Annotated in this window: 21 protein-coding genes; 11 read left to right on the top strand and 10 right to left on the bottom strand. The window is 68.6% G+C overall.

Going from position 1 to position 19,790, the window contains the following annotated elements; genetic code table 11:
* Nucleotides 1-21: 21 nt before the first annotated feature.
* From AC1DGD_RS01445 to AC1DGD_RS01425, 5 genes are all read right to left on the bottom strand, one after another.
* Nucleotides 22-417, bottom strand: coding sequence for an ankyrin repeat domain-containing protein (locus tag AC1DGD_RS01445; protein WP_476855679.1), 396 nt, complete (start codon nucleotides 415-417; stop codon nucleotides 22-24).
* A 14-nt stretch (nucleotides 418-431) separates the two neighbouring features.
* Nucleotides 432-1,514 (bottom strand): CAF17-like 4Fe-4S cluster assembly/insertion protein YgfZ, encoded by a 1,083-nt coding sequence (gene ygfZ, locus AC1DGD_RS01440; protein ID WP_476855678.1) that lies wholly within the window; start codon nucleotides 1,512-1,514, stop codon nucleotides 432-434.
* A 101-nt stretch (nucleotides 1,515-1,615) separates the two neighbouring features.
* Nucleotides 1,616-2,365, bottom strand: coding sequence for a flavodoxin family protein (locus AC1DGD_RS01435; RefSeq protein WP_476851316.1), 750 nt, complete (start codon nucleotides 2,363-2,365; stop codon nucleotides 1,616-1,618).
* A 53-nt stretch (nucleotides 2,366-2,418) separates the two neighbouring features.
* Entirely contained in the window at nucleotides 2,419-3,033 is a 615-nt protein-coding gene (locus tag AC1DGD_RS01430) for a nitrobindin family protein (RefSeq protein ID WP_476851317.1), read from the bottom strand.
* A 167-nt stretch (nucleotides 3,034-3,200) separates the two neighbouring features.
* Entirely contained in the window at nucleotides 3,201-3,935 is a 735-nt protein-coding gene (locus AC1DGD_RS01425; RefSeq protein WP_223913795.1) for a permease, read from the bottom strand.
* Between the two features lie 243 nt (nucleotides 3,936-4,178).
* Here AC1DGD_RS01425 and AC1DGD_RS01420 point away from each other — a divergent pair, with 243 nt between their 5' ends.
* The 10 genes from AC1DGD_RS01420 to asd all read left to right on the top strand — a co-directional run bounded on the left by AC1DGD_RS01420 (nucleotide 4,179) and on the right by asd (nucleotide 14,533).
* Nucleotides 4,179-4,877: a winged helix-turn-helix transcriptional regulator gene (locus tag AC1DGD_RS01420; RefSeq protein ID WP_277526303.1), complete on the top strand. Its 699-nt coding sequence runs from the start codon at nucleotides 4,179-4,181 to the stop codon at nucleotides 4,875-4,877.
* Nucleotides 4,878-5,202: 325 nt separating this feature from the next.
* A complete protein-coding gene (gene mshD / locus AC1DGD_RS01415; protein WP_476855677.1) occupies nucleotides 5,203-6,225 on the top strand; it encodes a mycothiol synthase in 1,023 nt (340 codons plus the stop codon).
* Between the two features lie 89 nt (nucleotides 6,226-6,314).
* The gene (locus AC1DGD_RS01410) at nucleotides 6,315-8,579 is read left to right on the top strand and encodes an RNA degradosome polyphosphate kinase (RefSeq protein ID WP_223913793.1); all 2,265 of its coding nucleotides are present in this window, start codon (nucleotides 6,315-6,317) and stop codon (nucleotides 8,577-8,579) included.
* Between the two features lie 11 nt (nucleotides 8,580-8,590).
* Complete coding sequence (locus AC1DGD_RS01405; protein WP_476855676.1) at nucleotides 8,591-9,568, top strand: NUDIX hydrolase; 978 nt, start codon at nucleotides 8,591-8,593, stop codon at nucleotides 9,566-9,568.
* A gap of 78 nt (nucleotides 9,569-9,646) precedes the next feature.
* Nucleotides 9,647-11,293: a hypothetical protein gene (locus AC1DGD_RS01400; RefSeq protein ID WP_476855675.1), complete on the top strand. Its 1,647-nt coding sequence runs from the start codon at nucleotides 9,647-9,649 to the stop codon at nucleotides 11,291-11,293.
* A complete protein-coding gene (locus AC1DGD_RS01395; protein WP_476855674.1) occupies nucleotides 11,290-11,691 on the top strand; it encodes a GntR family transcriptional regulator in 402 nt (133 codons plus the stop codon). Before AC1DGD_RS01400 ends, AC1DGD_RS01395 begins: the two co-directional genes overlap by 4 nt.
* A 33-nt stretch (nucleotides 11,692-11,724) precedes the next feature.
* Nucleotides 11,725-12,528, top strand: coding sequence for a thymidylate synthase (locus AC1DGD_RS01390; protein WP_230007391.1), 804 nt, complete (start codon nucleotides 11,725-11,727; stop codon nucleotides 12,526-12,528).
* Nucleotides 12,525-13,118 (top strand): dihydrofolate reductase, encoded by a 594-nt coding sequence (locus AC1DGD_RS01385; RefSeq protein WP_476855673.1) that lies wholly within the window; start codon nucleotides 12,525-12,527, stop codon nucleotides 13,116-13,118. The genes AC1DGD_RS01390 and AC1DGD_RS01385 overlap by 4 nt, the downstream gene beginning before the upstream one ends.
* Nucleotides 13,118-13,345: an NF038396 family protein gene (locus AC1DGD_RS01380; RefSeq protein WP_028276519.1), complete on the top strand. Its 228-nt coding sequence runs from the start codon at nucleotides 13,118-13,120 to the stop codon at nucleotides 13,343-13,345. The genes AC1DGD_RS01385 and AC1DGD_RS01380 overlap by 1 nt, the downstream gene beginning before the upstream one ends.
* A gap of 45 nt (nucleotides 13,346-13,390) precedes the next feature.
* Nucleotides 13,391-14,533, top strand: coding sequence for an aspartate-semialdehyde dehydrogenase (asd, locus tag AC1DGD_RS01375; RefSeq protein WP_230007393.1), 1,143 nt, complete (start codon nucleotides 13,391-13,393; stop codon nucleotides 14,531-14,533).
* A 68-nt stretch (nucleotides 14,534-14,601) separates the two neighbouring features.
* Here asd and AC1DGD_RS01370 read toward each other — a convergent pair whose 3' ends face one another.
* Complete coding sequence (locus tag AC1DGD_RS01370; RefSeq protein WP_476855672.1) at nucleotides 14,602-15,708, bottom strand: winged helix DNA-binding domain-containing protein; 1,107 nt, start codon at nucleotides 15,706-15,708, stop codon at nucleotides 14,602-14,604.
* Between the two features lie 89 nt (nucleotides 15,709-15,797).
* Here AC1DGD_RS01370 and AC1DGD_RS01365 point away from each other — a divergent pair, with 89 nt between their 5' ends.
* Nucleotides 15,798-16,316 carry a hypothetical protein gene (locus tag AC1DGD_RS01365; RefSeq protein WP_476855671.1) on the top strand — a complete coding sequence of 173 codons (519 nt, stop codon included), beginning with the start codon at nucleotides 15,798-15,800 and terminating at the stop codon, nucleotides 16,314-16,316.
* Nucleotides 16,317-16,394: 78 nt separating this feature from the next.
* On the opposite strand, the gene AC1DGD_RS01360 is transcribed toward AC1DGD_RS01365, so the two are convergent.
* From AC1DGD_RS01360 to AC1DGD_RS01345, 4 genes are read right to left on the bottom strand one after another with little or no spacing between them, the layout of a single operon-like run.
* Complete coding sequence (locus tag AC1DGD_RS01360) at nucleotides 16,395-17,462, bottom strand: UDP-N-acetylmuramate dehydrogenase (protein ID WP_476855670.1); 1,068 nt, start codon at nucleotides 17,460-17,462, stop codon at nucleotides 16,395-16,397.
* A 56-nt stretch (nucleotides 17,463-17,518) separates the two neighbouring features.
* The gene (locus AC1DGD_RS01355) at nucleotides 17,519-18,844 is read right to left on the bottom strand and encodes an MFS transporter (RefSeq protein ID WP_476855669.1); all 1,326 of its coding nucleotides are present in this window, start codon (nucleotides 18,842-18,844) and stop codon (nucleotides 17,519-17,521) included.
* Nucleotides 18,845-18,858: 14 nt separating this feature from the next.
* Complete coding sequence (locus tag AC1DGD_RS01350) at nucleotides 18,859-19,296, bottom strand: MaoC family dehydratase (RefSeq protein WP_476855668.1); 438 nt, start codon at nucleotides 19,294-19,296, stop codon at nucleotides 18,859-18,861.
* Nucleotides 19,297-19,298: 2 nt separating this feature from the next.
* Nucleotides 19,299-19,778 (bottom strand): FAS1-like dehydratase domain-containing protein, encoded by a 480-nt coding sequence (locus AC1DGD_RS01345; protein WP_476855667.1) that lies wholly within the window; start codon nucleotides 19,776-19,778, stop codon nucleotides 19,299-19,301.
* Nucleotides 19,779-19,790: the final 12 nt, after the last annotated feature.

Here is a 19,790-nt window from a genome sequence, read left to right as displayed (position 1 = left end):
CCCGGCCCCAGGCGCGATTGGTCAGCCGAGGAGGGCCAGGATGTCCGTCCGGGCGAACATCTGCGCGGCGGCCCGCGCGGTGGGGGTGCCGGCGTCCGGATCGGCCCCGGCGTCCAGCAGTTCCCGGGCCACGTCCGTGTAGCCCTTGAAGACAGCACCGGCCAGCGGGGTCTGGCCGCGGTCGTTCGGCGTGTTGGCGTCGCCGCCGTGGTCCAGGATCAGCCGGACAGTGCCGGCGTGGCCGTGGTAGGCCGCCAGCATCACCAGCGAGTCGCCGGAGGAGGTGGTCAGCGTGGCCGGGGCACCGGCGGCCAGGTAGTTGCCCAGCAGCGCGGAGTTGCCCTCGCGGGCGGCGTCGAAGAGCGCGTGCGCCAGCGCGAGTGTCTCGTCGTCGGGCGCGGCGCCCGGCTCGTTCACTTTGGACCCGCCGTTCATCGGGTGCCCCGCAGGAAGCCGGTCTGGCGGCCCACCACCTGGCCGGCGTCGGGGGCCACAATGACTTCCTGGGCCGCGGAGTACGGCTCGTCCCCGTCCACGACGGTCAGGACCTCGTCCGGGGCGACGGAGCGTTTGATCACGGCCAGGGCGACGGGGCCCATCTCGTAGTGCTGCGCCACGGAAGTCACGGTGCCCACCTTGCGCTCGCCCGCACGCACCTCGCTGCCGGCCGCGGGCAGGGTGTGCTGGGAACCGTCGAGCTGGAGGAACACGAGACGGCGCGGCGGGTGGCCCAGGTTGTGGACGCGCGCGATCGTCTCCTGGCCCTTGTAGCAGCCCTTGGCCAGGTGCACGGCAGTGCGGAGGAGGTCGAGCTCATGCGGGATGGTCTTGTCGTCCGTTTCCGCGCCCCACCGGGGCCGCCACGCCGCAATCCGCAGCGCTTCGGAGGCCATGGTGCCGGCGAGGGCACGGTCGCCCACGGTCGCGACCAGTTCGTCCGCGGGGACCAGGTACTCGAACCACGGCCGTTCCAGTCCTGGATGGGCGTCCTCGCCCACCACAGCGTAGGAGTAGCCGCCGGCGCCGACGTGCGGCCACGGGTCTTCCCACGCCTGCAGCGCGTCCCATTCCGGGATGCGGTGCGTGGAGCCGAGTACGGCCCAGTCGGCGGAGACGTCCGCGATTTCGACCCGGAGCATGAATTTCATCTTGTTGAGCCATTCGGCGAGCGGGGCCGCCTCGGCTGCCTCGACGATCAGCCAGGTCGTGGCGCCGTCGTCCACCACCCTGGCGTCAAATTCGATCCGGCCCTGCACGCTCAGCAACAGCAGTTCGGTGGACTGGCCAGGGGCCAGGGAAGTGAGCTGCTGGGAGGACAGGGTGTTGAGCCAGCTCAGGCGGTCCGGCCCGCTGACCGTCACCACGCCGCGGTGTGAGAGATCGACGACGGCGGTGCCGGCGGCCAGCGCCCGCTGCTCCCGGAGCGGCTCGCCGTAGTGGGCGGCGACGCCGGCATCGGCGCCGCCGGCCTCAACCGCGGCCGGGCGCGACAACAGGGGGCTTTTGATAGTCATATTGAAAGGAACGTCCTTAGCTCTGTGCGTATTCCGGCCCCGGCAGGTTCCGGCCCCGGCAGGGACAATCTGGCTCCGCCGGACTGTGGGGCAGGCCGGTCCTAGCGGTATTCCGGATTTTCAAAGTCGAAGCGGGTGCCCGCTTTCCAGGCGTCGGGCAGGTTTCCGTAGGCGGGAATGCCGCCCGCGTCCTTGAGCATGCGCGCCAGGTGCAGCATGTTCCAGGTCATGAAGGTGGTGTTGCGGTTGGTGAAATCGCTCTCCGGCCCCCCGGACCCCTGGTCAAGGTAGCTCGGTCCCGGCCCGACGGGACCGATCCAGCCGGCATCGGCCTGCGGCGGGATGGTGAAGCCGACGTGCTGGAGGCTGTACAGGACGTTCATGGCGCAATGCTTGATGCCGTCCTCATTGCCGGTGATGAGGCAGCCGCCCACCTTCGGGTAGTAGGCCCACTGGCCCTTCGCGTTCAGCTGCCCGGAGTGGGCGTAGAGGCGCTCGATGAGCTTCTTCGTCTGCGAGGAGTTGTCCCCCAGCCAGATGGGCCCCGCGACGACGACGATGTCCGCTTCCTGGACGGCCGGGTAGAGTTCCGGCCACTCATCGGTGGCCCAGCCGTGTTCGCGCATGTCCGGGTAGACCCCGCTGGCGATGTCGTGGTCCACCGTGCGGATCACGCGGGTGCTGACGCCCTGCTTCTCCATGATCCGGCGGCTGACCTCGATCAGGCCCTGCGTGTTGGACACGTCCGGGGACTTCTTGAGCGTGCCGTTGAAGAACACGGCCTTGAGGTCGGCGTAGCTGGCGCTGCCGGGTGCTGTGCTGCCGGCTGAGCTGGTGACTGTGTCATTCACGGTATTTCTCCTGGGTCGATGGTGACAACGGAAAAATCAGTGAGACCGCGTAATTAGCCTGCTTTGGCGAGGATGGCCGATGCGTGGGCCTCCAGGCCGCCGCCCGCCGTCGAATTCTTGCCGGTGGCCACGTCCCAGCGCCACAGCAGGTTTCCTTCCACCAGCCCGAAGATCCGGGTGGCCGCCGTGTACTCCTTGGAGTGGCTGCCGCGCATCACCATGTCGGTGCTGAGCTGGATCTGGGGGCCCTTGATCTGGCCGTAGTACAGCTCCGAGATCCCGCCGGGGTGGGCGATGGAGACCGAGATGTCGAAGCCGCCGTCGCTGTTGCGCAGGGCCTCCACCTCGTCGGCGCTCTTGAGCACCGGGACGATGTCCGCCGGGATCAGGCCGGGGCCGCCGTCCTCCTCGCGCTGCTTACGCTCCAGCGCCCAGAAGCCGGTCTCGACAGTGAGGGGACGCAGCTTCGTGCCCTCGTCGTCGGTCAGCCAGCTCTCGGCGCGGTACTGCAGGTACGGCAGGCCGTTGTGCGTAAACGAGACGTGTTGCAGGAAGTGCTCGGAGTCCTCGTCTCCAGCCCCCAGCCGGCCGCTGCCCTCCCACTCACCAATGAGCCAGGACAGCGGAACGATTTCGGGGGTCAGATCAGTAGGGATTTCAATCGGCACAGCATCTACCTCTGGAAGCTACGGGGTCTGGAACGTGTTACTTCTGGCCTTTGAAGAGGCGGTACACGACAAAGCCGGCAAACCACGCCATGGACAGGCTGGCCACGCCAAGCAGGACAAGGAAAAAGATCTCATATGCAAGTACGGACATGATGCCATCCTAACGCTTAGTAGATGAGTAGTTTGTCTATGAAGTAGGCCAGGGAACCGACAGCAGAAACCGGCCCGAGCCCCATGCCCACGGCCGCCAAAACATTAAGGCCTTCACCGTTGAGGATGACGAGGCGGCGGAAACTCACCAGCACCGCCCCCACGACGACGCCGACGAGGGCCGCCGGCAGCACGGCGATGTCGGAGAACACCAGGCCGGCGAGCGGCCCGGCAAGGCCGGCGCTCACGATGCCCAGCGGCGCCACGATCCGGTCCGGCCAGCGGATCAGCCCCGCCAGCAGCGCGATCGCCGAGCTGATGGCCGCCACGAGGATCATTTCGCGGACCCCGTTGAAGCGCGAACTCGCAATCCAGCCGGCGCCGAGGCAGGAGAGCAGGACACCCGCGCACGAGCCCAGGGTGGATTCGAGGCGCTGGGCCTGACCGGTGCCCCGGATCAGCTGCATGACGAAGATTGCCATGACCCCGACGGCCAGGAATGACGGCGTCCAGTCCAGGAAGCCCGGAGCCGGGAGATAGGTCGCAGCCACTGCCGACCCGACGCCGGGCAGGCCAATCAAGACCGCGAGGGTCTTCTTGGCGGGGATGCCGAGAAAGTAGGGCCAGCCGATACCGATGCCGGCGGCGGCGAGCGCCGCGACGGCCAGGAGGACCTCAGGCGAGGCATAGGCTCCGGCGACAATCGCCGCGAGACCGGCCAGGCCGATGATCCCGACGCTCCACGGCTTCACTGTCTGCTCGCCATCGGCAGACCCAGCATGGCCAGACCTTCGCTCACTGCGGACCCCAATTCGACTCGGCTCAATTTCGACGGGCCGCGGGCCCTGACGGTTCAATCCTGCCCTATGTGAACGGTATGTGTCGCAAAAGGAGGCGCCGGAGGTGACGGGACCATGGCCGGAATGGGGCCTTTAGGTATACTCAACATCAGCAACAAGACGCCCAACGATGCGCGGACACCCCTTGGAGGAACAATGTCGCACATCCTGCTATTGACGAACAGCACGGGAACATCCGTGGACGTCCTGCCTGCTCTGGAACTGCTGAACCACCGGGTGCATATCCTTCCGGCCGAGCCCACTGCCCTGCTCGAGACCGACCCCTGCGACATCGTCCTGCTCGATGCCCGCAAGGACCTGGTCGGCGCACGTTCCCTCACCCAGCTGCTCAAGGCCACCGGCCTCAGCGCCCCGTTGATGCTGATCCTCACCGAGGGCGGCATGGCCGCGGTCTCCTCGGCGTGGGCCGTGGACGACATCCTCCTGGAATCCGCGGGCCCGGCAGAAGTCGAGGCCAGGATCCGGCTCGGCGTCGCGCGCGCCGTTCCGGACAAGGAAGACGTGCCGACCGAAATCCGGGCCGCCGGCGTCGTGATTGACGAGGCCAGCTACACCGCACGGGTCAACGGCGCCGCGCTCAACCTGACCTTCAAGGAATTTGAACTGCTGAAATACCTGGCCCAGCACCCCGGCCGGGTGTTCACCCGCCAGCAGCTGCTGACCGAAGTCTGGGGCTACGACTACTACGGCGGCACGCGCACCGTGGATGTCCACGTCCGGCGGCTGCGGGCCAAACTGGGCGCCGACCACGAGAACCTGATCAGCACCGTCCGCAACGTCGGCTACCGCCTGACCCTGGTCCGTCAGCCCGAGGACGAACTGACCGAGGCCTGAGCGCGCCACGACCGCCACAGCGCGGCGGCGCCGCTACGCAGGCACGGTAGACAGGCACTTTACACAGGCACTGAACGCAGAAGGCCCCGGACTCTGGAATCCAGAGTCCGGGGCCTTCTTGGTGCACCAAACCATCGGCACAAACTTTTCAGTATCTAGCAGTATTTCTCAGTGGAGGACATACGGGTCGAACGTATCGAGGCCACCCCAGTGGTGGATCCCCCTCGCATCTGGCTCAACGCCGGACGAGATAACGACTATACGCGGCCTTCCGCAGTTCGACAAAATCGGCCGCTGACCCCCATGCACCCGATAGCCTTGCACCATGAGCCCTGCGCACCCGGAAAACTGGCCCGTACACACTGAAAAAGGAACGGTGGACGCCGCGCTGCTGCGGGACGTCGCCGCCCTTGTCGCCGCGGCGGAAGAGTCCGACGGCAATCCGCCGTTGTCCGAACAGACCCTTGTCACGCTGCGCGCCGGCGATGCGGGCGAGCACTCGGTGCTTGCCCTGGCCCTCTATGCCCCGGATGACAAGTTGGATCCCGCGACGGCGCAGGACCTGGCCGGCGTCGCCGTCGTCATTGAGGAACCGGACGGCACCGGCATCCTCGAGGTCGCCGTCCATCCCAGCTACCGCAACCAGGGCGTGGGTGACCGCCTGCTGGGCGAACTGAAGACCGTCCGCGGCTTCGCCGGCCTGAAAGCCTGGTCCCACGGAAACCACGAGGCCGCGGCCGACCTCGCGGCCCGCTACGGCTACGGCGCCGTGCGTGAGCTGTGGAAGATGCGGTTGATGACGGCGGCAGCGGCCCTGCCGGAGGTCCAACTCCCGGACGGCGTACAGCTCCGCGCCTTCGTGCCCGGCCGGGACGAGGACGCCTGGCTGGCCGCAAACAAGGCCGCCTTCGCCCACCACCCGGAGCAAGGCAACATGACGCGGGCCGATCTGGACGCCCGGATGGCCGAACCGTGGTTTGATCCCGCGGGCTTCCTGCTGGCCGCCGACCCGGCGGACCGGCTCCTGGGATTCCATTGGACCAAGGTGCACCCCCGGCACGGCGACCACCCCGCAATGGGCGAGGTCTACGTGGTGGGCGTGACCCCCGACGCCCAGGGGTCCGGGCTGGGCAAGGCCCTCACGGTCGCCGGCATCAGGCATCTTCAGGACCTGGGGCTCCGCGCCGTCATGCTCTACGTCGATGCCGACAACACCCCCGCCGTCGCCCTGTACCGCCGGCTCGGATTCACCCGCTGGGATGTCGACGTGATGTACGCGCCGCTGCCGCAGCAGCCATCACCGGCCGCCGCTCCCGCGCCGGACGGCGTTAGTCAAGTCGGCGGATAACCGTCCCGGCCCGGGCCGAAACCTGGGGTCATCCGGCCATGATTGCTTGTAAGGTTGAAGCTACATCGCGCCAGCATTGAGGAGACACCATGCCACGGGATACCGCCCGGACATCCACGTCTGAACCAGCAACGCCGGAAAAGGGGGCGCGTCCGGTACGTGCCCGCTTTGGCTCCTCCGAAGTGCCGGCCTCGCGCGCCACGCAGGACCGGATCGACATTCCGGAGTTCGCGCCGAACCTGGAACCGGAAGGCGACATCCGCCCCGACCGGTTCCTGGACCGGGAACTGAGCTGGCTTGCGTTCAACGCGCGGGTCCTGGAATTGGCCGAGGACCCCAACCTGTACCTGCTGGAGCGGGTCAGCTTCCTGTCCATCTTCGCCTCCAACCTGGACGAGTTCTTCATGGTCCGGGTGGCCGGGCTGAAGCGGCGGATCGCCACGGGGCTCGCCGTCCCCTCCCCTGCCGGGCTGAGCCCCATGCAGGTCCTGGAGCAGATCGGCGAGGAGGCCCACCGGCTGCAGCAGCGCCACGCCCGGGTCTACGCCGAACAGATCCGTCCGGCGCTGGCCTATGAGCACATCCACCTGATGCACTGGGAGGAGCTCGACTCGCAGGCCAAGGACCAGCTCAGCGCCATGTTCGCGGAAAAGGTTTTCCCGATCCTGACGCCGCTGGCCGTGGACCCGGCGCACCCGTTCCCCTACATCTCCGGGCTGTCCCTGAATCTCGCCGTGGTGGTCCGCAACCCGGTCAGCGACAAGGAGCTCTTCGCCCGTGTCAAGGTCCCTGACCAGCTCCCGCGCCTGATCTCCATCGACGGCGCCCGCGCCGGCTCCGTCCCGGGACGGGTGGCACGGTTCATAGCGCTCGAAGAAGTGATCGCCGTGCACCTGGACCAGCTGTTCGCCGGCATGGAGGTCCTGGAACACCACATCTTCCGCGTGACCCGCAACGAGGACGTCGAGGTCGAAGAGGACGACGCCGAAAACCTGCTGCAGGCCTTGGAGAAGGAACTCCTGCGCCGCCGGTTCGGCCCGCCCGTCCGCCTTGAGGTCACCAATGACATCAACCCGAACATCCGTGCCCTGCTGATCCGCGAGCTCGGCGTCGAGGAATCCGAGGTCTACTCCGTGCCGGCGCCGCTGGACCTGCGCGGGCTCTCGGTGATTGCCGGGATCGACCGGGCGGACCTGCACTACCCCAAGCACGTCCCGCACACCTCGCGCTACCTCAACGAATCGGAAACGTCCAAGGCGGCCAACGTCTTTGCCGCCATGCGGCGACGGGACATCCTCCTGCACCACCCGTACGACTCCTTCTCCACGTCGGTCCAGGCGTTCCTGGAACAGGCAGCCGCGGACCCCAAAGTCCAGGCCATCAAGCAGACCCTGTACCGCACTTCCGGTGACTCCCCGATTGTCGATGCCCTGATCGACGCCGCCGAGGCCGGCAAGCAGGTCCTGGCGCTCGTGGAGATCAAGGCGCGCTTTGACGAGCAGGCGAACATCTCCTGGGCCCGGAAACTGGAACAGGCCGGCGTCCATGTGGTGTACGGCATCGTGGGGCTCAAGACCCACTGCAAGCTCTCCCTCGTGGTCCGCCAGGAAGTGGACGGCCTGCGCCGCTACTGCCACATCGGCACCGGCAACTACCACCCCCGCACGGCCCGCTATTACGAGGATCTGGGCCTGCTGACGGCGAACGAACAGGTCGGCGAAGACCTGTCGAAGCTGTTCAACCAGCTCTCCGGCTACGCGCCGAAGTCCACGTTCAAGAGGCTGCTCGTGGCGCCGCGCTCGGTCCGTTCCGGGCTGATCGACAGGATCGAAACCGAGATCAGGAACGCCCGGGCCGGCATCCCCGCCCGCGTCCAGATCAAGGTCAATTCGATGGTGGACGAAGCCATCATCGATTCCCTGTACCGCGCGTCCCAGGCCGGGGTGCAGGTGGATGTCATTGTCCGCGGCATCTGCTCCCTGCGGCCCGGCGTTCCGGGCCTGAGCGAGAACATCACGGTCCGCTCCGTGCTGGGCCGCTTCCTGGAACACTCCCGCGTCTTCGCTTTCGCCAATGCCGGCGACCCGGTGGTTTACATCGGCTCGGCCGACATGATGCACCGCAACCTCGACCGCCGCGTGGAAGCCCTCGTGCAGCTGACGAGCGGCGACGACACGAGTTACGTCCTGGACTTGCTCAACCGCTACATGGTGCCCGAAACCGCGAGTTGGCATTTGGACAAGCAGGGTGAATGGACCCGCCACCACCTGGCGGAAGACGGCCAGGACCTCAAGGACGTGCAGTCCTGGCTGCTCGCCTCCCGCTCGCGCCAGCGCTCGACCAGCCTGCGGTAGGGATCGTGAGTGTGAGCAGCGATGCACTGGTTGCGGACCAGGCTGACCAACCCGGCGAAGAGGTTTCCGTCACGGCGGCGGGCGCCATCCCGTGGCGCCTAAATTCGGTAAACAAGGACCAGCTGGAGGTCCTGCTGATCCACCGTCCGCGGTATGACGACTGGTCCTGGCCGAAGGGCAAAATCGACGCCGGCGAGACCATCCCGGAGTGCGCCGTGCGCGAGGTGGAGGAGGAGATCGGGCTCACCGCTCCGCTGGGGATCCCGCTCCCGCCCATCCACTACCACGTGGCGGCCGGGCTGAAGGTGGTCCACTACTGGGCGGTCGACGTCGACGGCGCCGTATTGATCCCGGACGGCACGGAAGTCGACAGCGTCATGTGGTGCCCGCCCGAGAAGGCCGCCCGCCTCCTGAGCAACCCGAGCGACATCGAGCCGCTGCAGCACCTGGTGAACGCCCACGACCGCGGGGAGCTGGCGACCTGGCCGCTGCTGATCGTGCGCCATGCGAAGGCCAAGCCCCGCTCGTCCTGGTCCAAGGCCGAGGGCGACCGCCCGCTGGCCGCCACCGGCATGCGGCAGGCGCAGTCGGTGGGGCGGCTCCTGCAGGCGTGGAAGCCTGCGCGGATCGTTTCAAGCCCGTGGTTGCGGTGCGTGGCCACCATCGCACCCTACGCCAAGGCGGCCGACGCCAAGGTCAAGCTCAACGAGGCCCTCACCGAGCACCGGCACAGCCGCAGCCCGCACAAGACGGCAGCCGTCGTCGAGGGATTGTTCGACAAGCAGCGGGCCGTGGCGCTGTGCACGCACCGTCCGGCGCTGCCCACGGTCCTGAAGCAACTCGCGAAGCACATGAACTCCCGGCTGCGGGACCTGCTGCCGTCCTCGGACCCGTTCCTGGCGCCGGGCGAGATCGTGGTCTGCCACGTCGCCCGCGGCAGCAAGAAAAAAGTGGTCGCGGTGGAGCGGTTCAAGCCGTTTGACGACTGAGGTCCTTGACCCCGGGGGGCCCTAAGCCTAGTTTGTATCAATAGCTTGATACATTACTGCTGAATCTTGGGGGATTCCGTGCCGGTCCTGTTGAACGTGCCGCCGATGCTGTTGCTCGGCCCGGGGATCGCCGCCCTGCTGGTGTATGCCGTCCTGCGGTGGGTGATCTGGGCTCCCGGGACCGGAACGTCGCCGCAGACAGTGTCGGAGCACGGGCTGTGGGTAGGTGTGATCGGCTGGCTCGCGAGCTCACTCCAGGGCGCCATGACCCTGGGCATCATCCCGGCCAATCCGTCAGCGTCCGCCGTGGTGGGCGCCGACTCGATCATCCCGGCGCTGGCATGGCCGGTCCTGGGCTGCCTGGGCGTGCATGCCCTGGGACAGGTCACCTACCCGGGTCCGCGGCGAATGCGGCGGCAGGCCGTGCTGTCCGTGCGGCGCATCAAAGACTTCCTGCCCCGCAGGCTGGCATTGACCACGGCTGCAATCTTCGTCTCGGCTGCCGCGGCCATCGCCCGGACTGCCACGCTGCCCGGGTTCGCGGCCGTGGCTCCCACTACGGTCAGCGACGGCGCATACGGCTACTACAACAGCGGCGGCGACGGCCGTATCCCCGGACCGGAGGTGGCCGCCTGGCTCGGGGGCGCCCTGCTGGTGCTGGCCGTCGGCACGTGGCTGGTTTTGTGGCTGATCGCCCGCCGCCGGCAGCTGGAGGCCCTTGACGCGGCGGACAACGCTGTACTGCGGACCATCGCGATGAACCGGCTGCTGCGCACAGTGTCCACAGTGGCTGCCGGCTTGGCGGTCATCGCGGGGAACTTCGCGGCCCGTCCCGATCCGGCCCAGCAAACGGGATCGTGGACGAACTTCGCCGGCCTCGCGGCGACCGTGGTTCTGCTCGTGATGTGGTGGTGGCGGCCGCCTCGGCTTGCTTCCGCCGGGCTGGGCGTCCGGAACCGGCCGGAATCAGGGATCGCCGCCGGCCGCCAGCACCCGGCCGCGAGGCTGGTTTCCTCACTTGGAGCGCTCCTGGGCCTCGCGGCTGCCGTGCCGCTGGTCGCCGGAGCCTTCCTCGCCCCCGTGATCATGGCGGCCGCCGGCTACGGACTTGCGGGACTCGTGGCCGTGATGGGCACCTGCGTCCTGCTGGTCATCGCGGGAGGCGAGCTGGTCCTGCAGCGCAACTACGGAACGCCGGAGGCGCCGCGCACCTGGCCCCGGCAGCCGGTCAGCCCCGCCCTGCTGACCACGGCGGTCCTGGCGCTGCTGGTCTTCCTGGCAGCCCTCGCCGTCACCGCCGCGGGACAGGCCCTGCTGGCCGAAGATCCCGGCTGGGTTCCGGTTGCACTACTCACCGCCGGGACCTGCGTTGCCGCCCTGCCGGCGTTCCTCCGGGCCCGGTCCCGCCAGGGCGTCCGCGACGCCCCGCGCGGTCTGGACGCCGCGCTGCGCGCCATCACTGTCCACCGCGTCGTGCGGACCCTCGCAGCAACCCTCACGGCCCAGGCCGGTGTCCTGCTGCTGACCCAGACCAATGCCTGGGCGACGGTGTTCGGGCCGGACGCGTTCGGCGACGCCGTCGATCCGGCCGCCGGATCGTGGTGGCCGGCGACCCTGGCCGGCGCTGTCCTGGCCGCCAGTGCCGTGGTCATCGCCGTCATCCCCGTGGGCGGCCTGGCCCGGAAGACCCCCGCTCCCCTGCCGCGGAAGGAAGTCGCCGCGTGACGGCGGGCATCGCCATCAACCTGCGTTCGCCAGTTCCCCCTTTCGAGCAGATCCGGACGCAGATCGCCTCCCTCATCAGCGTCGGGACGCTGGCCGCGGGAACCCGGCTGCCGACCGTCCGCAGCCTCGCGTCGGACTTGGGCCTCGCGGCCGGGACAGTCGCGCGGGCCTACAAGGAACTCGAACTGGCCGGACTGGTCGAAACCCGGCGGCGCAACGGCACGGTGGTCGCCGGCAGCCAGCCGATCCTGACCCCGCCCGCACCTCCGCCGGGCACGGTCCCGGTGGAGGTGATCGCCGCCGTCGACCGCTGCATTGCGGAAGGCCGCACTGCCGGCCTCGACGACGCGGCACTGCTGGCGATCCTGCGGGCGAGGCAGGGAGGGTCACACAAATAAGGAGAGCCGGCGAGTTCTCAGTAGACTGGAACGGTGAGCATCCCTACGCCCTATGAAGACCTCCTGCGCGACGTCCTCGAGCACGGCACGCACAAATCGGACCGCACCGGCACCGGCACCCTGAGCGTTTTTGGCCGCCAGCTCCGCTTTGACTTGAGCACGAGCTTCCCGCTGATCACCACCAAGCGGGTGCATTTCAAGTCCGTAGCGGTGGAGCTGCTCTGGTTCCTCCGCGGCGACACGAACGTCAAATGGATGCAGGACCAGGGCGTCACCATCTGGGACGAATGGGCCGACGCCGACGGCGAACTCGGTCCCGTTTACGGGGTCCAGTGGCGTTCCTGGCCCACGCCCGACGGCGGCCACATCGACCAAATCGCCGAGCTCATCGAGAACCTGAAGTCCAACCCGGATTCGCGCCGGCACATCGTCTCGGCCTGGAACGTCTCCGAACTCAAGGACATGGCCCTGCCCCCGTGCCACGCGTTCTTCCAGTTCTACGTGGCGGACGGCAAGCTTTCGTGCCAGCTGTACCAGCGGTCGGCGGACACCTTCCTGGGCGTGCCCTTCAACATCGCGTCCTACGCCCTGCTGACACGCATGATCGCGCAGCAGACCGGCCTGGAACCGGGCGAATTCGTCTGGACCGGCGGGGATGTCCACATCTACGACAACCACATGGACCAGGTCCTCAAGCAGCTCGCCCGCGAGCCCTACGACTACCCCCAGCTGAACATCACCCGAAAGCCGGACTCCATCTTCGACTACACCCTCGAGGACTTCGAGGTGGTCGGCTACCAGCACCACCCGACGATTAAGGCCCCGATAGCCGTATGAGCAACGACAACACCGCGGGCGTGCAGCCCGGCGATTTCACGGAACAACTCCGAGCGTCCACCACTGGCCTCGGGCTCGTCTGGGCCCAGACCAGCACCGGGGTGATCGGCAAGGCCGGTGACATGCCGTGGCACCTGCCCGAGGACATGTCGCACTTCAGCCGCCTCACCACCGGCCACCCGGTCATCATGGGACGCAAGACCTGGGAATCATTCCCGGACAAGTACCGCCCCCTGCCCGGCCGGACGAACATCGTCATCACCCGCCAGGCCACCTGGCAGGACACCCCGGGCGCGGAAGGCGCCGTCGCCGTCGCGTCGCTCGATGACGCCTTGCTCGAATCCCAGTTCGTGGCCGGCCATGAGACCGTGTGGATCATCGGCGGCGGCGAAATCTTTGCCCAGTCCCTGGACCTTGCCGACGTCGCCGTCGTCACCACCATCGACGCCAACGCCGAAGGGGACACCTTCGCTCCGGAACTCGGCTACGACTGGACCGTCTCGGCCAGCCTCCCGGCCAACGGCTGGCTGACCTCCGCCAACGGCACCCGCTACCGGATCACGCTGTGGCGCCGGACGGAGGCCAAGTAATGCTGAGGAAGCCAGAAACACTCTTTGTCCTGGGGTACATGCTCCTGCCCCTGCTCGCACTGCTCTCCGCGGTCGTGGGGCTGACCATGATCCTGGGCGGCAACAAGATCCTCGGGGCGATCGTGCTGGTGGTGGTGACCCAGGTCTTCACGTTCGGGGCGGTTTTCGCGCTGCGCCGGCGCAAGGCGGCGCTGCTGGAAGAGCCCCGCGGCGACTATAACGCGTGACGTAACCGACTGCGCCGGGCGGGCCGTGAAGTCTAAACTGGGCCCATGACTACAGCAGCTACCCCGTCCGTCGGCCTGGTTGGTTGGCGTGGCATGGTCGGTTCCGTCCTCATGCAGCGCATGCAGGATGAGGGCGACTTCGCCAACATCAACCCGGTCTTCTTCTCCACCTCGAACGCGGGCGGTGCCGCCCCGGCCCTGGCCGGCGCCGCTGCGGGCGCCGCCGGCAAGCTTGAGGACGCGTTCGACCTCGAGACCCTGGCGAAGCTGCCCATTATTGTCACCGCCCAGGGCGGGGACTACACCAAGCAGGTCCACGGCGAGCTCCGCAGCCGCGGCTGGGACGGCCTCTGGATCGATGCCGCCTCCACGCTGCGCATGAATGAGGATTCCATCATCGTGCTGGACCCCATCAACCGGGACGTCATCGACGCCGGCCTCTCCGGCGGGGTCAAGGACTACGTCGGCGGCAACTGCACCGTGTCCTGCATGCTGATGGGCCTGGGCGGGCTCTTCAAGAACGACCTGGTCGAATGGGGCACGTCCATGACGTACCAGGCGGCCTCCGGCGGCGGGGCACGCCACATGCGTGAACTGCTGAACCAGTTCGGCAGCCTCAACGCCGAGGTCAGCACCGAACTGGACGACCCGGCGTCGGCGATCCTCGAGATCGATCGCAAGGTCCTGGCACACCAGCGCGCCGGCATCGACGCCACACAGTTCGGCGTTCCGCTGGCCGGTTCGCTGATCCCCTGGATCGACGCGGACCTCGGCAACGGCCAGTCCAAGGAGGAATGGAAGGCCGGGGTGGAGACGAACAAGATCCTTGGCACCTCCGCCGCGAACCGCGTCGTCATGGACGGCCTGTGCATCCGGATCGGTGCGATGCGCTCCCACTCCCAGGCCCTGACACTGAAGCTGCGCGAGGACCTCCCGATCGCCGAGATCGAGAAGCTCGTGGACGCGGACAACCAGTGGGCCCGCGTGGTGCCAAACACCAAGGAAGCCTCAATGGCCGAGCTCACGCCCGTGGCGGCGTCCGGCACCCTGGACATTCCGGTGGGCCGGATCCGCAAGCTCGAGATGGGTCCGCAGTACATCAGCGCGTTCACGGTGGGCGACCAGCTGCTGTGGGGCGCCGCGGAGCCGCTGCGGCGCATGCTCCGCATCGCCACCGGAAACCTGTAGGAGCCCGTCCGGGACACCCTACAGGCATACGTTCAGACACCCCTTCAGGCACCTTTTCCGGCGCCTGTTCAGGCGCCAAGGAATCTGCGGTATTTCGCGGCCTGCAGCCCAAAAGACTTTTGGGCTGCAGGCCGCAGCCCGTTAACGACGTCGAAGGGTTCAGGCACGACGCCGGCTCCCCTGCGGCCCGGCGGCCCGGCCCAGGTGCCGATCACGCCGCCGCCGGCCACAATGGTCTTCTTGAACACGCCGTTGCCGCCGGGGACGATCTTGTCGGCGTGCTCCGGCGGCAGCACGAGGGACCGGTCCGCGTAGCCGAGCAGGAATTCGTCGAACCCCGGCAGCGCCAGCACCGTGCGCTGACCGGGGACGCCGTCGTCGAGCAGCGCGGCTGTCTCTGCAGAGAGCCAGTAGCTGGTCCCCTCAAACTCCAGTTCCGCCAGCTGGTCCGACACCCGGGCCAGGGCGGCCCGGGTTTCCGTCAGCGGAATGCCGGCCCACCAGGCAAAATCACGTTCCGTGGCGGGGCCGTGACTGCGAAGGTAGCGCAGCAGCCACTCGGCGATGCCGTCGGAACGGTCCAGGGTCCGCGACTCGGTGATCCAGTCGCCGAAGGCCACGACCAGCTGCTGGTTGCCGGCCAGCGGACCCTGCACCAGCAACCCCCGCTGGCACAGGATCCCGAGCAGATGGATGCCGCGCTGGCCCGCCGTGGACTGGCCCGCCCGTTCGAAGGCCTGGAACAGCTCCGCCCGGCTGGCAGCTCCTCCGGAGACCAGCTGCAGGGCAGTTGCCGCGGCGGCGTCGACGTCCGCGGCCGTGATCTCGAGCTCCCGGTGGCGCCGGGCCAGGCCCTGGATCAGCCGGTCGGAGGTGATGGCCAGCATCCATTTCAAGTCCTCGGGCGCCAGCACGTGCAAGGTGCCGCGCATTGGCCAGGAACGGACGATCTCCGCCCGGTCCAGCGCCCCGCGTACGTCTTCGGCGCGGGAACCCGGCACGCGCTGGCCGACGGCCCAGAGCACGGCCTGCAGGTCCTGGGCCTGCATCGCAGTCATGCCGCGGACGGCGTCGGGGACGGACTGAAACCCCGGTCCCAGCAGTCCCTGGGCGGCGAGCCGCAGCCTGCCGATGATTCCGGGGCCAAGCCGGCGGACGCCCGTCACTGCTGCCATGGAACCATGGTAAGTCGCGTGTGCTGCCTGTCGGGTTGTTGCCCGGCTGTTCCCAGCCGCCATCCAGCAGGCTTCCCTACCCTTGAATCATGACTATGAGTGAGGTGTGGCCGCTGCTGCGGCCCCTGTGCCGGAAGCTGGCCCTGCTGGGCTGGGCGTCCAGCGCCGCCGGCATGGCTGCCGGGCTCGCCGTCGCCATCGCCAGCGGTACCCGGCTCTCGCCCATGATGAGCACCCTGCAGCTGGTGGCCGCCTCGTCCATGGCGGTGTCCGTGGCCAGCTTCGTCACGGCCGCGGCGTTGCAGCCGCGGGCACGGTCTCAGGCACGGGTGCAGGCGGCCGTGAAGCACGGAAGCATCGCCCCGCAGGGCCGGGAGCTCCAGCTCGACTATGGCGGCGAATTTCCGGCCACCGTACAGGCCTTCCTGCTCGGCTCCCTGGCGTTCCTCGCCGGCGCCGTGGCGTTTGCGTGCGCCGGACTGGTGCTGCAAAGCGGGCCCAGCGTCCAGTCCGTGGCGTTCTGCCAGGTCTTCCTGCTCGGGGCCGCGGCCTCCGGTTTCACCTTCATGCTTTTCAGCAAGGTGGCACCCCGCCACACGGAACCGTAGCCGGGGCGCGGCAAGGCCGGGCCGGCGCTGCCCCCGGCCGTGCCCGGGCGGCGGCCCTTTCCCTGGGCCGGATTTTCCCTAGAGATCGACGCCGATCAGCAGCGGCTCCGGGTGCAGTTCAATGCCGAAACGTTCGACGACGCCGTGGCGGACCTCGCGCGCGACGGCCAGCATGTCCGCCGCGCTCGCCCCTCCCCGGTTGGTGATGGCAAGGGTGTGCTTGGTGGACAGCGAGGCCCGGCCGCCCGAGACGCTGTCCGGGTCCAGGCCGAAGCCCTTGGCGAACCCGGCCTGGTCGATCAGCCACGCCGCCGAGAGCTTGGTCAGCCCGTCCGCACCGGCGGGGTACCGCGGGGCCTCCTGCGGCAGCCGTGCCGCGACGTCCTCGGCCACGATCGGGTTCGTGAAAAAGGATCCCGTGGAGTAGGTGTCACGGTCGTCCGCGTCCCAGACCATGCCCTTGGACGCCCGGAGCCGCAGCACCTCGCGCCGGACGTCGGTGGAGTAGGCGCGCTGGCCCTGCTCGACGCCGAGCACCCGGGCGAGTTCGGCGTAGCGGACCGGGGCGCTCTTCCGGCCGAGCGGGAGCTGGAACTCCACGGTGAGCACCACATAGCGCGGTGAGCCGTTGACGGTGGTCTGCTTCAGGATGGAGTCCCGGTAGCCGAACTTGAGTTCGGAATTCGTGAAGGTCTTCACCGCGTTGCGTTCCCGGTCCCAGGTGCGCACGACGGCGATCGTCTGGGAGACGTCGGCCCCGTAGGCGCCGACGTTCTGCACGGGGGTGGCGCCCGTGGCACCGGGGATCCCGGAGAGTGCTTCGACGCCGGACCAGGCATGCTTCACGGCGTGTTCAACGAAGGCGTCCCAGTTGTGGCCGGCCTGGACCACCACCGCCACGCCGCCGCAGGAGTCCTCGGCGTCGACGGTGAACCCCTCCGAGGCGATCTTCAGCACCGTGCCGGGGAACCCGGCGTCGGACACCAACAGGTTGGAGCCGCCGCCGATGATCAGCAGGGACTGGCCGGCGGCGTCCGCGGTGCGCACGGCGTCGATGATCTCGGCCTCGGTGCGGGCCTCGATATAGCTGCCGGCGGGGCCGCCGACGGCGGAGGTGGTCAGGGCGGAGAGCTGGATCTGGGTCACCTGACCAGCCTAGCCGGGATCATCCGCCCGGCTAAGCCGGTACTGGCGGCACCTGGCTAGCTGTACTGTCCCGGCACGGGTACGGGCGCGGCGAGTTTGCGGGCCACCGGGGAGAGCAGGAAACTGACGATCAGCATCACCATGACGCCCAGCAGCGAGTGGAGAATGCCGACGTGCTCGGCCAGCAGGCCCAGCAGCGGCGGCCCGCACAGGAACGCTCCGTAGCCGATCGTGGACACCACGGACACCCGCGCGGCGGCCTTGACGGGGTCGTCGGCCGCGGCGGACATGCCGACCGGGAAGCCCAGGGACGCGCCGAGTCCCCAGATGGCCAGGGCCACGTAGGCCAGCCACGGTACCGGGGCGAAGACGAACAGGCCGAGGCCCAGAACCGCCAGCGCGGCGCACCAGCGCATCACCGGGACCCGGCCGAAGCGGTCCAGGACCAGGGTGCCGGCGAAGCGGCCGATGGTCATGAAGGTGACGAACAGCCCGTACCCGGCAGCTCCGGCGGCGTCGGTTTGACCGTGGCCGTCGGCCAGCGCCAGCGCCACCCAGTCCCCCGCAGCTCCTTCGGCCAGGGCCAGCCCGAGGACCAGCACGCCCAGCAGCAGGGTGCGCCTGTCACGCCAGGCCTGGGCAATGAGGCGTTTGTTGTCCAGCGGCGGCTCCGGGACCGCGTCCGCCTGCCGGACGATCGGGATGGGCCCGGTGGAAGGATCCTCGAAGGTGTCTGTCCCGGACGCCTTGAAGGGCCGCTCTGCCTCGAGGGGCGTGATGTCCGCCCGGAACCAGGCCGCCGCGGTGGTCACCGAGCCGGCCACCAGCAGGCCCACCACGGCCAGGTGCAGGAAGACGGGGATCCCGGCGGCGGCAGCCCAGGCGCCCAGCCCGGCGCCCGCAACAGTGCCCAGGCTGAAGGAGCCGTGCAGCCGGGGCATGATGTGCCGCCGGACGGCGCGTTCCACCGCCGCCCCTTCGACGTTGGACGCGGTGTTCCAGCTGGCGGTGCCCAGCCCGATGATTGCCAGACCCGCGGCAACCGCCACCGGGCTGGCGAGCACCGAGGTGCCGAAGCCTGCCAGCGCCAGCCCGAATCCGACCATGATGCTGCCGATCCGGATGGTGCGCTTGGAGCCAAGGCGAAGGACAATCAGGCCCGAGGCGGACACGGACACGAAGGATCCCGCCGTCATGCAGAGCAGGAGCAGCCCGATCGTGCCCGGGGTCAGGTCCAGACCGTCGCGGATGGCCGGCAGCCGGGACACCCAGGTGGAAAAAGCGATTCCGCTCGCGGCGTAGGCCACCACCACGGCGTTTCGCCAGTGCGTGATCTCGGGGGCCGGAACGAAACCTTTCTTGGTTAAAGCAGCGCGGGTCACAGCAGCGCCATGGGCTAGGCCAGCCTGACGACGGCCTGGGCCTTGACGAGGACCTTCTGGGCGGCCGAGACGACCGTGAGGTCGACGCGGGCGGTGCCGGCGTCGGCGTCGATCGCTCCGATGGCGCCGCTGACCTCGATCACGGCACCGGCCTCCGGGGTCCCCGTCGTGTCATCGACCGGCACCGGCTTGGTGAAGCGGGTCTGGAAGTCGACGACGGCGGCGGGATCGCCGGCCCAGTCGGTCACAAGCTGGACGGCGGCGCCCATGGTGAACATGCCGTGGGCAATCACGCCGGGCAGGCCGACGCCCGTGGCGAAGGCCTCGTTCCAGTGGATCGGGTTGAAGTCACCGGATGCGCCGGCGTACTTGACGAGGTCGGTGCGGGTGACGGTAATGCTGCGGCTGCCGATGTCCTGGCCGACCGTGAGTTCTGCGATGTCGATGCTCATGGCTACTGTCCCTCTCCGCGGACCAGGATGGACGAGGTGGTGGTGGCGACCGGCTCCCGGACGCCAGCGGCGTCGGTGGCATCGCCGGGGGCAAGCGCGAAGATTTCCGAGCGGGTGGTGATCATGGCCCCGCCGCCCATGGCGCGGACGCCGTCGACGTGCAGTTCGGCGACCAACCGGTCGCCCGCGACGATCGGGCGGTGGTGCGTGAACCGCTGATCGGCGTGGACCACGCGGGAGAAGTCGATCCCGGATTCCGGATCCTCGATCAGCTGCGCGTCAGCGCGCTGCGCGACGATAATGGCGAAGGTCGGCGGCGCCACGAGGTCCCTGTGACCCAGCGCCTCGGCGGCGGCAACATCGAAGTGGGCAGGGTGGGTGGCCTTGACCGCGCGCGCGAACTCGCGGATCTTCTCGCGGCCGACGTCATACACCTCTGCGGCAGGGTAGCTGCGCCCCTGCAGGTCCGGATTGATAGTCATGGTTCCAGCCTA

The sequence above is a fragment of the Arthrobacter sp. 05T45 genome, from assembly GCF_056395875.1.
This window is presented reverse-complemented; position numbering and strand designations above follow the sequence as displayed.

Bases quoted from the DNA above. Each gene is read 5' to 3' on its own strand.
- mshD (WP_476855677.1), top strand. From the start codon at position 5,203: ATGAGCCCTGCGCACCCGGAAAACTGGCCCGTACACACTGAAAAAGGA.
- AC1DGD_RS01410 (WP_223913793.1), top strand. From the start codon at position 6,315: ATGCCACGGGATACCGCCCGGACATCCACGTCTGAACCAGCAACGCCG.
- AC1DGD_RS01345 (WP_476855667.1), bottom strand. From the start codon at position 19,778: ATGACTATCAATCCGGACCTGCAGGGGCGCAGCTACCCTGCCGCAGAG.
- AC1DGD_RS01420 (WP_277526303.1), top strand. From the start codon at position 4,179: ATGTCGCACATCCTGCTATTGACGAACAGCACGGGAACATCCGTGGAC.
- AC1DGD_RS01385 (WP_476855673.1), top strand. From the start codon at position 12,525: ATGAGCAACGACAACACCGCGGGCGTGCAGCCCGGCGATTTCACGGAA.
- AC1DGD_RS01350 (WP_476855668.1), bottom strand. From the start codon at position 19,296: ATGAGCATCGACATCGCAGAACTCACGGTCGGCCAGGACATCGGCAGC.
- AC1DGD_RS01365 (WP_476855671.1), top strand. From the start codon at position 15,798: ATGACTATGAGTGAGGTGTGGCCGCTGCTGCGGCCCCTGTGCCGGAAG.
- AC1DGD_RS01370 (WP_476855672.1), bottom strand. From the start codon at position 15,708: ATGGCAGCAGTGACGGGCGTCCGCCGGCTTGGCCCCGGAATCATCGGC.
- AC1DGD_RS01380 (WP_028276519.1), top strand. From the start codon at position 13,118: ATGCTGAGGAAGCCAGAAACACTCTTTGTCCTGGGGTACATGCTCCTG.
- asd (WP_230007393.1), top strand. From the start codon at position 13,391: ATGACTACAGCAGCTACCCCGTCCGTCGGCCTGGTTGGTTGGCGTGGC.
- ygfZ (WP_476855678.1), bottom strand. From the start codon at position 1,514: ATGACTATCAAAAGCCCCCTGTTGTCGCGCCCGGCCGCGGTTGAGGCC.